A 12,778-nucleotide genomic window follows, 5' to 3' on the forward strand; every position below is an offset into this window, starting at 1 on the left:
ACACCGCATGCCTATCCCTCGCAAACTCAGCGCACTGATCCTGGCCACCGCTTTCCTGCTGGGCGGCTGCGCCAGCCGCGGCCCCGTGCCCACGTTTTACGATTTCGGCCCGGCCGCGCCGCTGGCGGCCGCACCAGCAGCGGCGCCAGCCGTGCCCGTGCTGGTGATCGCCGACGCCAACGGTCCATCCTGGCTCGACAGCCAGCGCATGTATTACCGCTTGCTGTACGCCGATGCGCAGCAGTCGCGCCCGTACGCCTACAACCGCTGGAACACGCCGCCGCTGCAACTGTTGAGCCAGCGCCTGAAAACGCGCGTGGCGCAAAGCGGCGTGAAAGTGCTGTCAACCACGGACGCGGCCGCCGGCATACCCCTGCTGCGCATCGATGTCGACGATTTTTCGCAAAACTTTGATACGCAGACGCAAAGCAGCGGCCATGTGTCGCTGCGCGCCTCGCTGTTCCGCGGCCACCGCCTGATCGACCAGAAAACCTTCAGCCGCAGCGGCCCGGCCGGCAGTGCCGACGCGCAGGGCGGCGCACAGGCGCTGGCGGCGGCCTCGGACGCCATCTCCGCCGACCTGCTGGCCTGGCTGGGCACACTGAACCTGCCGAAAGAGTGACCGCAGCACAATGACCGACCCCGCAGCCTCCGCCAGCCCGCCCGCGCCACTACCGCCCGCACGCTCGTCGCCCGTATCGCGCGCGACCCTGCTCGCCTACGTCTTCCTGATCGTGTACGCCAGCTGGTTCCCGTTCACGGGCTGGCACAGCAACGGCTTGTCGCCACTGACTTTCCTGGAAAACACGCGCATGCCCCGCTACTGGACGGGCTTTGACGTGGGCGTCAACGTCGTCGGCTACATCCCGCTGGGCGCCCTGATCGTGTATTCGCTGTTTCCAAGGATGACTGGTTTCTTTGCCGTCGTCATCGCCAGCCTGTGCGGCATGTTGATTTCCGGCAGCATGGAAGCCGTACAAACCTATTTGCCCAGCCGCGTGTCGTCGAATCTCGACTTTTATACGAACTCGGCCGGTTGTTTCATCGGTGCCATCATCGGCGCCCTGACGGCGCGCAAACTGCTCGACCATAGCCATTTGTACCGCGTGCGCCAGCGCTGGTTTGCCCAGCACGCCAGCCAGGGCCTGGTGCTGCTGGCCCTGTGGCCGCTGGCGCAAATCTATCCGCAAGGCTATCTGTTCGGCCTGGGACAATTGCTGCCCATCCTGTCGGACTGGGCCTCCAGCCTGATGGGCATGGAGATCGACCTGGCCGCATATCTGCGTCCCGATGTGATATTAACTGTTGAGCAATATTGGCTATCAGAAACTATCATCACGGCCTGCGGCATGACGGGCGCCGTGCTCACCTTGCTATGCCTGCTGCGCCGCGCCGCACCGCGCGCTGCGCTGATGCTGATCCTCATCGCCGCCGCCTTGATCGTGCGTTCGATGGCCAGCGCGCTGCTGTTTTCGCCCGAAAACGCCTTCGTCTGGATCACGCCGGGTGCCCAGGGCGGCTTTTTGATCGGCCTGATCATGCTGGGCGGCCTGGCCTTCGCGCCCCATGTGGCGCAGCGCCGCATCGCGGCCGCCACCTTGCTGCTGAGCCTGGTGATGGTGAATACGACGCCGATCAACCCGTACTTCATGTCCACCTTGCAAGGCTGGGTACAAGGCAAGTTCCTGAACTTCAATGGCGCGGCGCAATTTTTGGCCTTGCTGTGGCCCTTCATGGCCCTGTGGTTCCTGTGCCTGCCCTCGCACCGTCTGAACCGGCAGGATGACGTGCAGCGCCAGCGTCGCGAAGACCACCCATAAGCGTTATCATGGCGCATTGACGATTCAGCAGGAGCATAGTATGAGCGACGCACCGTATTTTGAACGCCACGTTTTTTTCTGCATGAACAAACGTGAAGACGGCCGCAACAGTTGCGGCGACCATGGCGCGGAAGCGGCGCAAAAGCATTGCAAGCGCCGCATCAAGGAACTCGACATGAACGGCGCGGGCAAGATCCGCATCAACCAGGCCGGCTGCATGGACCGCTGCGAGGAAGGCCCGCTGCTGGTGATCTACCCGGAAGCGACCTGGTACACCTATGTCGACACCAGCGATATCGATGAAATCATCGATACGCACCTGGTGGGCGGCAAAATCGTCGAACGCCTGAAAATCTAAGCCGCATATTTAATCTTAATTTAAGCCTACGCCACCAGTATGAGCATCATGAACAGAAACTCGGAAAAATTTACCCTCGCCGGCCATGCAGGCAGCATGGAAGGCTTGCTCGATTTCCCGGCAGACACTCCGCGCGGCATCGCCCTCGTTGCCCATCCACACCCGCTGTACGGCGGCACGATGGACAACAAGGTCACGCAAACCCTGGCGCGCTCCTTTGTCGCCCTCGGCTACGTGGTGGCGCGCATCAACTTCCGCGGCGTGGGCGCTTCCGAAGGCGTGCACGACCATGGCGCGGGCGAAACGGACGACATGCAATTGCTGTATCAACACATGGTCGGCCTGTATCCGGGCTTGCCCGTGGCCTTGTCCGGTTTCTCGTTCGGCACCTTCGTGCAATCGAAACTGCAGGAACGCCTGGCCGCCGCCGGCACGCCCGTCGAGCGCCTGGCGCTGATCGGCAGCGCGGCCGGCAAATGGGCCATGGCCGACATTCCCGCCGACAGCATTTTGATCCACGGCGAACTGGACGACACGATCCCCCTGTCGGCCGTCTTCGACTGGGCCCGTCCACAAGACATTCCGGTGATCGTGATCCCCGGCGCCGACCACTTTTTCCACCGCAAGCTCAACCACATCAAGAACCTCGTGATTGCGCTGTGGCATGGTGACAAACCCGCAATCGCAGCCGATGATCATTGAAGTGTGGGCTTACTAGCGCCTCCACGGCTATAATTGATCCGTTTTTTCCACGCGGCCATGTAAAGTAGCAACAACATGGCCCTCAGCCTTCATCTTTTTCGCAGACCAGCCTCCATGAAAAAACTTTTAGCGGCACTGGCCTCCAGTGTACTTTTCCTATCCGCCGCCTTCGCCCAGAGCGTTCCAGCCCCGACCATCGCCGCCAAGTCCTGGCTGTTGCTTGATGCCACGAGTGGCCAGATCATTGCTTCGCAAGATCCGGACGCGCGCATCGAACCGGCATCGTTGACCAAGATCATGACGGCCTACCTGACGTTTGCCGCCATCCGCGAAAAGAAACTGGCGCTGGACCAAAAAGTGAATGTCTCCGTGCGCGCCTGGAAAGTCGATTCGAGCAGCTCGAAGATGTTCATCGACCCGGCCACGCCCGTGTCGATCGACGACTTGCTGCACGGCCTGATGATTCAATCGGGTAACGACGCCGCCGTGGCGCTGGCTGAAGCCGTTGCCGGCGATGAAGGTACGTTCGTCGTGCTGATGAACCGCGAAGCACAGCGCATGGGCCTGAAAAACACGCGTTTTGGCAATCCGCATGGCTTGCCTAGCCCCGATAACTATTCCACCGCACAAGACTTGTCCGTGCTGGCCAAGCGCGTGATCGCCGACTATCCGGAATTCTACAAAATCGATTCCGTGAAAAGCTTTACGTACAACAAGATCACCCAGCCTAACCGCAACCGCCTGCTGTGGCTGGACCCGACCGTCGATGGCATGAAGACGGGCCACACGGAAGCGGCCGGCTATTGCATGATCGCCTCGGCCCGCCGTCCGGGCGGCACCGGCGAGCGCCGCCTGATCTCCGTGGTGCTGGGTACCACCTCCGACCAGTCCCGTACGCAGGAAAGCCAGAAGCTGCTGAACTGGGGCTTCCAGAACTTCGATACGGTCAAGCTGTACTCGAAAGGCCAGGCCGTGGCCACGCCGGAAGTGTGGAAGGGCTCGAAAGGCACCGTGAAAATCGGTTTCGCCCGCGACGTGCTCGTCACCGTGCCTAAAGGCATGGCTGCCAAGATGAAACCTGTGCTGGAACGCAAGGACCCGCTGGTCGCGCCTCTGGCTGAAAATGCTCCTGTCGGCAAACTGAAAATGATGGTCGACGATAAAGTCCTGCTGGAACTGCCTGTCGTGGCGCTGGAAACCATCAACCAGGCCACGATCTTCGGCCGCGCCTGGGATTCGATGCGTCTGTGGATGAAGTAATTCGTTCTCGTATTCCATAAAAAATGCCCGCAGATGCTGCGGGCATTTTTTTCGTCTGTCTCGCCGCCGCTTTCTCCACAGCATGCTGTAGCGTAGCTGGCTATAATCGTAGGGTATCCCTTCACGCCACCATCAGAAAGCCAGCCCATGAGCCATGTAATTCCCGCCAGCCTGCAAGCACCACGCAGCCGTTTGAGTGCCAACGGCCCCGAACTGTCGCGCATCGTCGCCGGCATGTGGCGCATCGGCGAGTGGAATATGTCGGCACAGCAGCGCCTGGCCTTCATCGAGCAATGCCTGGCGCTGGGCGTATCGAGTTTCGACCACGCCGATATCTATGGCGACTACAGCGCCGAAGGCTTGTTCGGCGAAGCGCTGGCCCTGCAGCCGGGCTTGCGCGACAAGATGGAGCTGGTCAGCAAGTGCGGCATCAAGCTGCTCTCGCCGCACCGCCCCGGTCACGCCATCCAGCATTACGACACGAGCGCGGCGCACATCACCAGCTCCGTGGAACAGACCTTGCTCCAGCTGCACACGGACCGCCTGGACTTGCTGCTGATCCACCGTCCCGACCCGCTGATGGATTTCGACGAGATCGCCGGTGCCTTCAGCCAATTGAAGCAAGATGGCAAGGTGCTGCACTTTGGCGTGTCGAATTTCAGCCGCCACCAGTTCGAGTGCCTGCACCGGCGCTTCCCGCTGGTGACGAACCAGGTGGAATTTTCGCCGCTGCACGTGGCGCCCCTGTTCGACGAAACCTTCGACGGCTTGCAAGACGTGGGGGTGGCGCCGATGATCTGGTCGCCGCTGGCCGGTGGCCGGCTATTCCAGGGGGGCGATGCGAATGTGGAGAACTTGCGCAATGTCATCAAGCAGATCGCCGACCAGCTGCAGCGCCCGTTTGCCAGTGTGGTGTTTGCGTGGATCATGCAATTGCCTTGCCGGCCCCTGCCGCTGACGGGCACGGGACGCATCGAAGCCGTGGGCGTGGCCGTGGAAGGCACGCAGTTTACGCTCAGCCGCAGCGACTGGTTCGCCATCCTGCGCGCCGCACGCGGGCACGAGGTGGCTTAGTCTATTTCATCCGGGTCGTTGAAAACCTGGGGAAGCGCAATACCGCGCCAGCCCATATACCACGCCAGGTTCAGCGCCAGGGTGGCGGCGATGTAGACGGCGAAGAACAGCGCGAAGAAACTGGTCTTCAGCCACACCAGCAGGGCGATGGCCAAGATGAGCACCAGCAGCGCGGCCAGGCTTTTCTTTTGCTTGGAGCTGGGGAAACGCAAGGTCGACACCATCAGGCTGCCCACGCCGACGAGCAGCAGCATCAGCAGATAACTGTGCAGCATGGAATCGATGGGTGCCGGCCAGGCCACCACCACGGCCGCCACGCATGCGGCGCCGGCCGTGATCGGCATGCCGACGAAATACAGGGGGTCGGTGCGCCCCACATTCACATTGAAGCGCGCCAGGCGCATGGCGCCACAAGCGACGAAGAAGAAGCTGGCCATGCCGCCAAAGCGCAGCAGCAGCGGATCGTGCACGCCCATCTGCACAAAACCATAGCAGTACAACAAGACGGCGGGGGCGCAGCCGAAATTCATCACGTCGGCGATGGAATCGAGCTGCACGCCGAACTGCGAACTAGTGTTCGTCAGGCGCGCCACATAGCCGTCGAGCGCATCAAACACGCCGGCCAGCACCAGCAGCGCTGCCGCCAGGCGGTAGGCATCCGCGTCGCCCACCGGGGCGTTATCGACGGAAATGACGATGCTGGCAAAGCCGCAGGCTATCGACAGCAAAGTCACCATGCTGGGCAAGGCGTATTTGGCGCGCTGCAGGCGCGACTTGGGCAAGGTGTTCAAATTATGGGCAATCAAAGTAGCGGGAATGAGGCAATGCAGCGGCAAACGCTGCGCTGCGCTCATTCTACCCTGCGCAGCTGCGGGAGCGTCCGCGCACGAGCGCGCGACATATCTTTTCATGGATGCTCTACGGCAGATCAAAAATGCCTTAGAATCGTTTCACCGGGCAGCACGCCGGCCCCCACCTCTGTCCGCCCACCTATACAGGAGTCAACTTGATTGTCTCGTCACTGCGTTGGAAACGCTGGATACCCGCCCTGCTGAGCGCAGCCCTGTTGAGCGCCTGTGGCGGCGGCAGCAGCGACAGCAGCAATGTTGCGCAAAACACCTCGACCCCGGCAGGGCAGCTGGCACAGGAACCGGGCGCTCCCGCCCTCAGCAACAATATTGCCACCGATGGCTTCAACTGGTTCAACTACCGGCGCAGCCAGATCGGCCTGTCTCCACTGCTGCGCAATGACTTGATCGACAGCGCCGCCCTGGGCCATTCCAGCTATCTCAATCTCAACAATACGGTGGCGCACGAGCAAGTGCTGGGCAAGCCCGGCTTTACCGGCATCACACTGGGCAATCGCCTGGCCAAGGCCGGCTACGTCGTCACGTCGCTGCAGGGCGAAGTCATCGCCGGCGCCAGCAACACGTCCGGTTTTTATCTGGCCGAAGAGCTGGTCACGGCCATCTATCACCGCTTTGTCATTTTCGAGCCGCTCTTCAGGGAAGGCGGCGCGGGTGCGGCTGTCAGTGGCGCCGGCTACGCGTATTTCACCACCGACCTGGCCAGCAACCGCAACTATGGCCCCGGGCTGGCGGCGGCGCAAATCGTCACCTATCCATTTGGCGGGCAGCAAAAAGTGGCCGTCAGTTTTTCCAGCGATAACGAAGCACCCGATCCCGTGCCAAACCAGGATGTGGTCGGCTACCCGATCAGTGTGCATGCCAACTACGGCACGCCAGTCAGCGTGACGGCGTTCAGCGTGCGCCAGCGTGGTGCCGGCGCGGACCTGGCGGTACGCCTGCTCACCAGCGGCAACGATGCGCATACGCCGGTCTCGGCCGCATCCATCATTCCGCTGGCGCCCTTGAGCGCGAACACCAGCTATGACGTGAGTTTCATCGGCAAAGTCAATGGCGCGGACATCACGCGCAGCTGGTCATTCAGCACGCGCTAGCGTGGCAAGCGGGCGCGGTGTTGAGCACGGCAGGATGTAAAATAGTACTTTCTGCTTTACGACAGTGACACGTTTTGGGGCTCTCTGCACAGCATGCTGAAACCACACGCCACTTGCGATGATGATGCCGCCCTGGCGGCATCCGACATGGTCCATATTCTCGACGTCGAGAACGGACTGGGCCGCATCATGGGCGACCGCATCCTGTACCTGAAAATCCTGCGCCGCTTCCTGCATGACCACGGCACCACGCCGTGCCAGATCCGCGCCGAATTCGATACCGGCAACTATGCTTCCGCGCGCCTGAAGGCGCATACGCTGAAAGGCGCCGCCGGCATGATCGGTGCACGCCACGTGCACGGCCTGGCGACAACCCTCGAGTCGGCGCTGCGTGCGCAGGCGCCCGACCTGGCCCAACAGATGCTGCAGCTGGAACTGGCGCAGGATCAATTGCTCGGCGCGGTCAGCAGCATGCTGGGCACGCCGGAGAGCACCCACACGGCAGCGCAGGACGTGGCGCCCGACCCGGCCGCGCCCGCCATCCAGCTGCTGCTGGCGCGCCTGGCCAGCCATCTGCGCGAAGGCGATGGCGCGGCCATCGACATCCTGGAAAACTCGGCCAGCCTGCTGGCCGCCAGCCTGGGTGTGCACGTCTACCAGGAAGTGGCGGCCGCTGCGCACGAGTTCGACTTCGACGGCGCGCTGGCGGCGCTGCTGCGGCGCCGCTAGTCTCCACGCTCAGCTGTTGTATTGCGCCTCTTCCGCATACGCCACGCCACAACTCTTGCAACAGAAACGGCGCACGGCATCGAGCGGCTTGTCGCAATACCAGCACGCGCCTTTCGGCGGCAAGGAGGCGATCAATTCCGGCATGGCGGGCAGTGGGCGCGCCACTACCTCATCCTCGCATTCCACGACATCCGGCTGTTTGCTGTCCATGGCGCTTCCTTTCCTAGCGGCACTTCAAGGCCGCTCAGCAAGATTACGTCAGCGCAGTTTGGACTTCATGACATTTCTCAACGGCGCAGATGCTAGCCCTGCTTTCGATAGCTGCGCACCGCGTCATTGGCCTGTTCGTCAATAATTTTTTGCCACTTCGGCTGTCCCGCATACTTGGCAGACAGCCGTTTCCACTGCTTCTGCGCCTGGCCGCACGATTGCTCGATGGCTTGCGTGATCTCGCGCTGGCGCGCCTTGTCGTTGTCATCCCACTCGCCGGCAAAATGCTCGCACATCTCGGCGTTCTCGACGAACCGGGCCACGTCGCGCGGCAGTTTTTCCTGGGCGCCAGCCAGCATAGGCAGGCAGCCCAGCATGAAAACGAGCACAAGCTTCATCAACCTCTCCTTACTTGCCGATGCAGAAACGGCTGAAGATCACGCCCAGCAAATCGTCAGGCGAAAATTCGCCCGTGATGCTCGACAGCTGCACCTGCGCCAGGCGCAGCTCTTCGGCGAACAGGTCCAGCGACTGGTCGTCTTGCGCCGCGTGCGCGGCGGCGATGTCCAGGTGCTTGCCGGCCGACTTGAGCGCGATCAAATGGCGTTCGCGCGCCAGGTACAGCGATTCGCCCGTCTGCTGCCAGCCGGCGATGCGCAAGAGCTCGGCGCGCAGCAAGTCGATGCCGATGTGCTCGTGCGCCGACAGATACACGTGCGTGGCATCCGGCAAGGCATCCACGCCGGGCTTGTGGCCAGAGAGATCAATCTTGTTCCACACGCGCACCACGGGCACGCCTTCGGGGAAGGCGGCGACGATGCTTTCATCGGCCAGGGTGGGGCCATGGTCGGCATCCAGCAGGTGCAGGATGACGTCGGCCTTGCCGATTTCGCCCCAGGTGCGCTCGATGCCGATGCGCTCGACGGCGTCGATGGTGTCGCCCGCGCTGCGGATGCCGGCCGTGTCGATGATGTTGAGCGGAATGCCCTCGATCTGAATGGTTTCGCTGACCTTGTCGCGCGTGGTGCCGGCGATCGGCGTCACAATCGCCACGTCGGCGCCCGCCAGCGCGTTCAGCAGCGACGATTTACCCACGTTCGGCTGGCCGGCCAGCACGACATTGAGACCTTCGCGCAGCAGCGCGCCCTGCGCCGCCTGGGCAAACACTTTATTCAAGGCTTCGATGACGGCCTTCAATTGGCCGCGCGCGTTCGATTTTTCCAGGAAATCGATTTCTTCTTCCGGGAAGTCCAGCGTCGCCTCGACCAGCATCCGTAAACCCGTCACCTGTTCCACCAGCGCATGGATCGTCTTCGAGAACGCGCCCGACAGCGATTGCGAGGCGGACTTGGCGGCCGCTTCCGTGGAAGCGTCGATCAGGTCGGCCACGGCTTCGGCTTGCGCCAGATCCAGCTTGTCATTCAAAAAGGCGCGGCGCGTGAATTCGCCCGGCTCGGCCAGGCGTAAGCCGTTGTCCTTGCCCGCTTCCAGCACGCGCGCCAGCAGCAGCTGCAACACGATGGGGCCGCCATGGCCCTGCAATTCCAGCACGTCTTCGCCCGTGTAGGAATGCGGGCCCTTGAAGTGGATGGCGATGCCCTGGTCGATGATGCTGCCGTCACTTTCCGTGAACGGTAAATAAGTGGCGTGGCGCGGTTTGAGTTGCTGCGCGCCGAACAGGGCAGTCATCAAAGGAGCGAGGTTTTTGCCGGAGGCGCGTACCACGCCGATGCCGCCGCGCCCTGGGGCGGTGGCGATGGCGGCGATAGGGGAAGAGTCAAGTTTCATGGGGATATTGTAGATTAAAAAAAAGCCCGCGCGAGGCGGGCTTTCTGGTCGCTGGCCGGAATTACTTGGCGGCAGGCGCGTATTTCTTGGTGATCACCCATTGCTGGCCGATCGACAGGACGTTGTTGACGACCCAGTAGAGTACCAAGCCCGACGGGAAGAAGAAGAACATCACCGAGAATGCCAAAGGCATGAACAGCATCATCTTCGCTTGCATCGGATCGGCCGGGGCCGGGTTCAGCTTGGTCGTGATGAACATCGAGATCGCGTACAGCACGGGCAAGATGCACCAAGGGTCATGCTGGGCCAGGTCGGTGATCCAGCCGATCCATGGCGCGCCGCGGATTTCCACGGACGCGTTCAGTACCCAGTACAGGGCGATAAACACGGGCATCTGGATCAGGATCGGCAGGCAGCCGCCCAGCGGATTGATCTTTTCCGTCTTGTACAGCTCCATCGTGGCCTGGTTCATCTTTTGCGGATCGCCTTTGAAGCGTTCGCGGATCGCTTGCATCTTCGGCGTGACCAGTTTCATCTTGGCCATGCTGCGGTAGCCGGCGGCCGACAGCGGGAAGAACAGCAGCTTGATCAGGATCGTGAAGGCGATGATGGTCCAGCCCCAGTTACCCAGCACGCTGTGGATCTGTTCCATGACCCAGAACATCGGCTTGGCGATGATGGTCAGCCAGCCGTAATCCTTGACCAGTTCCAGGCCAGGCGAGACGTTTTCCAGCAGATGCGCGATTTGCGGACCCGAGTACAGCTTGCTGTCCATGCTGGCCGAGGCGCCTGGCGCCAGGGTAGGCAGGGGCAGCACGTTGCCGATGGCGTACAGGTTGGGGCCGACCTTCTTGGTGAAGATGTCGCGCTTGACGTTTTCAGGCGGAACAAAGGCGGAAACGAAGAAATGTTGCGAAATCGCAAACCAGCCGCCAGTCGCCGTGGCCGGGTGCAGGCCCTTCATGGCGTTGTCGTTGCCCTTCTTCTCGTCTTCCACGGCGGCTTTTTCGATTTTCTCGAACGTCAGCTTCTGGTACTTGTCCTGTGGCGTGTACAGGGTCGGGCCCGTGAAGCTGCTGTTGAAGAACGAATCGCCGACCGGCTTGTTGCCGTCATGCGTCAGTTGCAGATACAGCTGCGGCGTGACAGGTGCCGCGCCCACGTTGGACACGTCGTGGCGCACGTCGATGACGTAGTCGCCGCGCTTGAAGGTAAACGTCTTGGTCAGCTTGACGCCGCCTTCGACCGCTTCCATCACCAGTTGAATCTGCTTGCCATCGGCCAGGGTACGTACGCCAGGCTGCACGGTGAAACCGCTCGCATGGGTAGGGAATGGACCACCGACCAGGCCCGATTGCGCCAGGTAAGTATGGTTCGCGCCTTCGTCGAACAGCACTTCGTTTTGCTTGCCGTCGTCAGGCTGGCATACCTTGAACAGGCCGAAGCAACCGCCAAACCAGCCCGGATTGCCTGCGCCCTTGAACTTCAGCAATTCCAGACGCTTGACCTGGCCGCCCAGGGTGTCGATGTCGACCTTGATGACGTCGGTGGTGATGGTAATCACTTCGCGCTTGAACGCGGCGGGATCGACAGCCTCACCCGGCAGGGCAGGCACGCCTGCCGCAGCTGGCAGGGCAGCCGTCTTGGCAGGGGTCGCAGGCGCCTTGGCGGTTTGTTCCGTGTTCGCGGAGAACATCGACGGCTTGCCGTTCGAGATCATCCATTCGTTCCAGAGAATTACCAGCGAGACGGAAAACACGATCCACAGGATGGTACGTTTATTGATATCCATTAGGGTATTTGTCAGGAGTGGTTGCAACCGCAAGCGGTCGTTGAAGATTGTTTAGGGTCGGCCGGCGGCACCGGGTCGACGCCCCCTTCATTCCAGGGGTGGCAACGGCACAGCCGCTTGGCAGCCAGCAGGCTGCCCTTGGCAGTACCGTGCACGCGCAGCGCTTCCATCGCGTAATGCGAACAGCTCGGATAGAAACGGCAATTCTGTCCCAGCATGGGGCTGATCAGCAACTGATAAGCGCGCAGCAGGAACAGCAGCAGGGTTTTCATGGCGCGGACGGTGGTGGCGCAGCAACAGAACGGGCCTGGGCGGCGATTTGCGCCGCGAACAGGCGGCCCAATTCTTCACGCAGCTCGGCTTTGAGCTTGGTCGTGGTGGCCGGGCCATCCTTGCTGTTGACGGCGCGCGATAAACGCACCACGCAGTCGACAGGCGGCATCGCGCTGTTGCGAAACAGCTCGCGCGTGACGCGCTTGATCGTGTTGCGGGTCGCCGCGCGTGGCGCGAAACGCTTCGCCACAACGACGCCCAGCCGCGCATGCGGCAATTGATTGTGTCGGGTGTACAGCACAAAATGCGCTGTTTTTTGCGAAGGGCGCAAACGAAAAACGGATGAAAATTCATCCGTTTTAACGATACGCCGAACGCGCGCGAAGTCGTGTGAACCTTCGCGTTGATTGCCGACTGGAGTACAGCTAGCCACGCGATCAGCTGTCAACGACAAGCCTATACGGCCAGACGTTTGCGGCCCTTTGCGCGACGTGCGTTGAGCACATCACGGCCACCACGGGTAGCCATACGAGCGCGGAAGCCGTGCGTACGCTTGCGACGAACGACGGAAGGTTGGTAAGTACGTTTCATGTTGGTCTCGCTAAAAACAAAAAAAATGCAAAATCGGGTCTGACGTCCCGTCAGTTTTTGGTGCCAATGACAATCGCGCACTTATGCCAAGGCACAAGCTGGCCAATCTCATCGCCCGCTTAATCCACGCTTAGTCCATATTGTCGTTCCAAATGAATAAACACGGAATACGGGCGGGGAACCCTGAATTATTCAGCATATGCCCCCCTCTTGTCAAGGAT

General features: G+C 61.4%; 16 protein-coding genes. 8 read left to right on the forward strand and 8 right to left on the reverse strand.

The features are described 5' to 3' along the window. Positions 1-7 precede the first annotated feature (7 nt). The 6 genes from CNX70_RS27845 (at position 8) to CNX70_RS27870 (ending at position 5,214) form a co-directional block, all read left to right on the forward strand. Positions 8-622 carry an ABC-type transport auxiliary lipoprotein family protein gene (locus CNX70_RS27845; protein WP_096238190.1) on the forward strand — a complete coding sequence of 205 codons (615 nt, stop codon included), beginning with the start codon at positions 8-10 and terminating at the stop codon, positions 620-622. Positions 623-632: 10 nt separating this feature from the next. Further along, on the forward strand, positions 633-1,820 hold the full coding sequence (locus tag CNX70_RS27850) for a VanZ family protein (protein ID WP_096238191.1): 1,188 nt from the start codon (positions 633-635) through the stop codon (positions 1,818-1,820). A gap of 40 nt (positions 1,821-1,860) precedes the next feature. Continuing rightward, entirely contained in the window at positions 1,861-2,178 is a 318-nt protein-coding gene (locus CNX70_RS27855; RefSeq protein ID WP_034781335.1) for a (2Fe-2S) ferredoxin domain-containing protein, read from the forward strand. 48 nt (positions 2,179-2,226) lie between these two features. Continuing rightward, complete coding sequence (locus CNX70_RS27860) at positions 2,227-2,880, forward strand: alpha/beta hydrolase (protein WP_096238192.1); 654 nt, start codon at positions 2,227-2,229, stop codon at positions 2,878-2,880. Positions 2,881-2,994: 114 nt separating this feature from the next. Next, positions 2,995-4,140, forward strand: coding sequence for a D-alanyl-D-alanine carboxypeptidase family protein (locus tag CNX70_RS27865; RefSeq protein ID WP_096238193.1), 1,146 nt, complete (start codon positions 2,995-2,997; stop codon positions 4,138-4,140). A 147-nt stretch (positions 4,141-4,287) separates the two neighbouring features. Then, positions 4,288-5,214, forward strand: a complete 927-nt coding sequence (locus tag CNX70_RS27870) for an aldo/keto reductase (RefSeq protein ID WP_096238194.1) — start codon at positions 4,288-4,290, stop codon at positions 5,212-5,214. On the opposite strand, the gene pssA is transcribed toward CNX70_RS27870, so the two are convergent. Then, the gene (pssA, locus tag CNX70_RS27875; protein ID WP_167389789.1) at positions 5,211-5,981 is read right to left on the reverse strand and encodes a CDP-diacylglycerol--serine O-phosphatidyltransferase; all 771 of its coding nucleotides are present in this window, start codon (positions 5,979-5,981) and stop codon (positions 5,211-5,213) included. The genes CNX70_RS27870 and pssA overlap by 4 nt on opposite strands. 239 nt (positions 5,982-6,220) lie before the next feature. Here pssA and CNX70_RS27880 point away from each other — a divergent pair, with 239 nt between their 5' ends. Both CNX70_RS27880 and CNX70_RS27885 read left to right on the forward strand, forming a co-directional pair. Next, a complete protein-coding gene (locus CNX70_RS27880; protein ID WP_341865547.1) occupies positions 6,221-7,174 on the forward strand; it encodes a CAP domain-containing protein in 954 nt (317 codons plus the stop codon). A 93-nt stretch (positions 7,175-7,267) separates the two neighbouring features. Beyond that, the gene (locus tag CNX70_RS27885) at positions 7,268-7,903 is read left to right on the forward strand and encodes an Hpt domain-containing protein (RefSeq protein WP_096238195.1); all 636 of its coding nucleotides are present in this window, start codon (positions 7,268-7,270) and stop codon (positions 7,901-7,903) included. Positions 7,904-7,912: 9 nt separating this feature from the next. Here the strand turns inward: CNX70_RS27885 and CNX70_RS27890 are convergent, their stop codons facing one another. The 7 genes from CNX70_RS27890 to rpmH all read right to left on the reverse strand — a co-directional run bounded on the left by CNX70_RS27890 (position 7,913) and on the right by rpmH (position 12,557). Further along, positions 7,913-8,113, reverse strand: coding sequence for a hypothetical protein (locus CNX70_RS27890; protein ID WP_096238196.1), 201 nt, complete (start codon positions 8,111-8,113; stop codon positions 7,913-7,915). A 92-nt stretch (positions 8,114-8,205) separates the two neighbouring features. Further along, on the reverse strand, positions 8,206-8,511 hold the full coding sequence (locus CNX70_RS27895) for a hypothetical protein (RefSeq protein WP_096238197.1): 306 nt from the start codon (positions 8,509-8,511) through the stop codon (positions 8,206-8,208). A gap of 10 nt (positions 8,512-8,521) precedes the next feature. Beyond that, entirely contained in the window at positions 8,522-9,901 is a 1,380-nt protein-coding gene (gene mnmE, locus CNX70_RS27900; RefSeq protein WP_096238198.1) for a tRNA uridine-5-carboxymethylaminomethyl(34) synthesis GTPase MnmE, read from the reverse strand. A 61-nt stretch (positions 9,902-9,962) separates the two neighbouring features. Then, on the reverse strand, positions 9,963-11,693 hold the full coding sequence (gene yidC / locus CNX70_RS27905) for a membrane protein insertase YidC (protein ID WP_096238199.1): 1,731 nt from the start codon (positions 11,691-11,693) through the stop codon (positions 9,963-9,965). Between the two features lie 11 nt (positions 11,694-11,704). After that, the gene (yidD, locus tag CNX70_RS27910; RefSeq protein ID WP_071075105.1) at positions 11,705-11,965 is read right to left on the reverse strand and encodes a membrane protein insertion efficiency factor YidD; all 261 of its coding nucleotides are present in this window, start codon (positions 11,963-11,965) and stop codon (positions 11,705-11,707) included. Beyond that, a complete protein-coding gene (rnpA, locus tag CNX70_RS27915) occupies positions 11,962-12,399 on the reverse strand; it encodes a ribonuclease P protein component (RefSeq protein WP_096238200.1) in 438 nt (145 codons plus the stop codon). Before rnpA ends, yidD begins: the two co-directional genes overlap by 4 nt. A gap of 23 nt (positions 12,400-12,422) precedes the next feature. Continuing rightward, positions 12,423-12,557 carry a 50S ribosomal protein L34 gene (gene rpmH / locus CNX70_RS27920; protein WP_010401996.1) on the reverse strand — a complete coding sequence of 45 codons (135 nt, stop codon included), beginning with the start codon at positions 12,555-12,557 and terminating at the stop codon, positions 12,423-12,425. Between the last annotated feature and the right edge of the window lie 221 nt (positions 12,558-12,778).

Source organism: Janthinobacterium svalbardense (assembly GCF_002327145.1).
GTDB classification, from domain to species: Bacteria; Pseudomonadota; Gammaproteobacteria; order Burkholderiales; family Burkholderiaceae_D; genus Janthinobacterium; species Janthinobacterium tructae.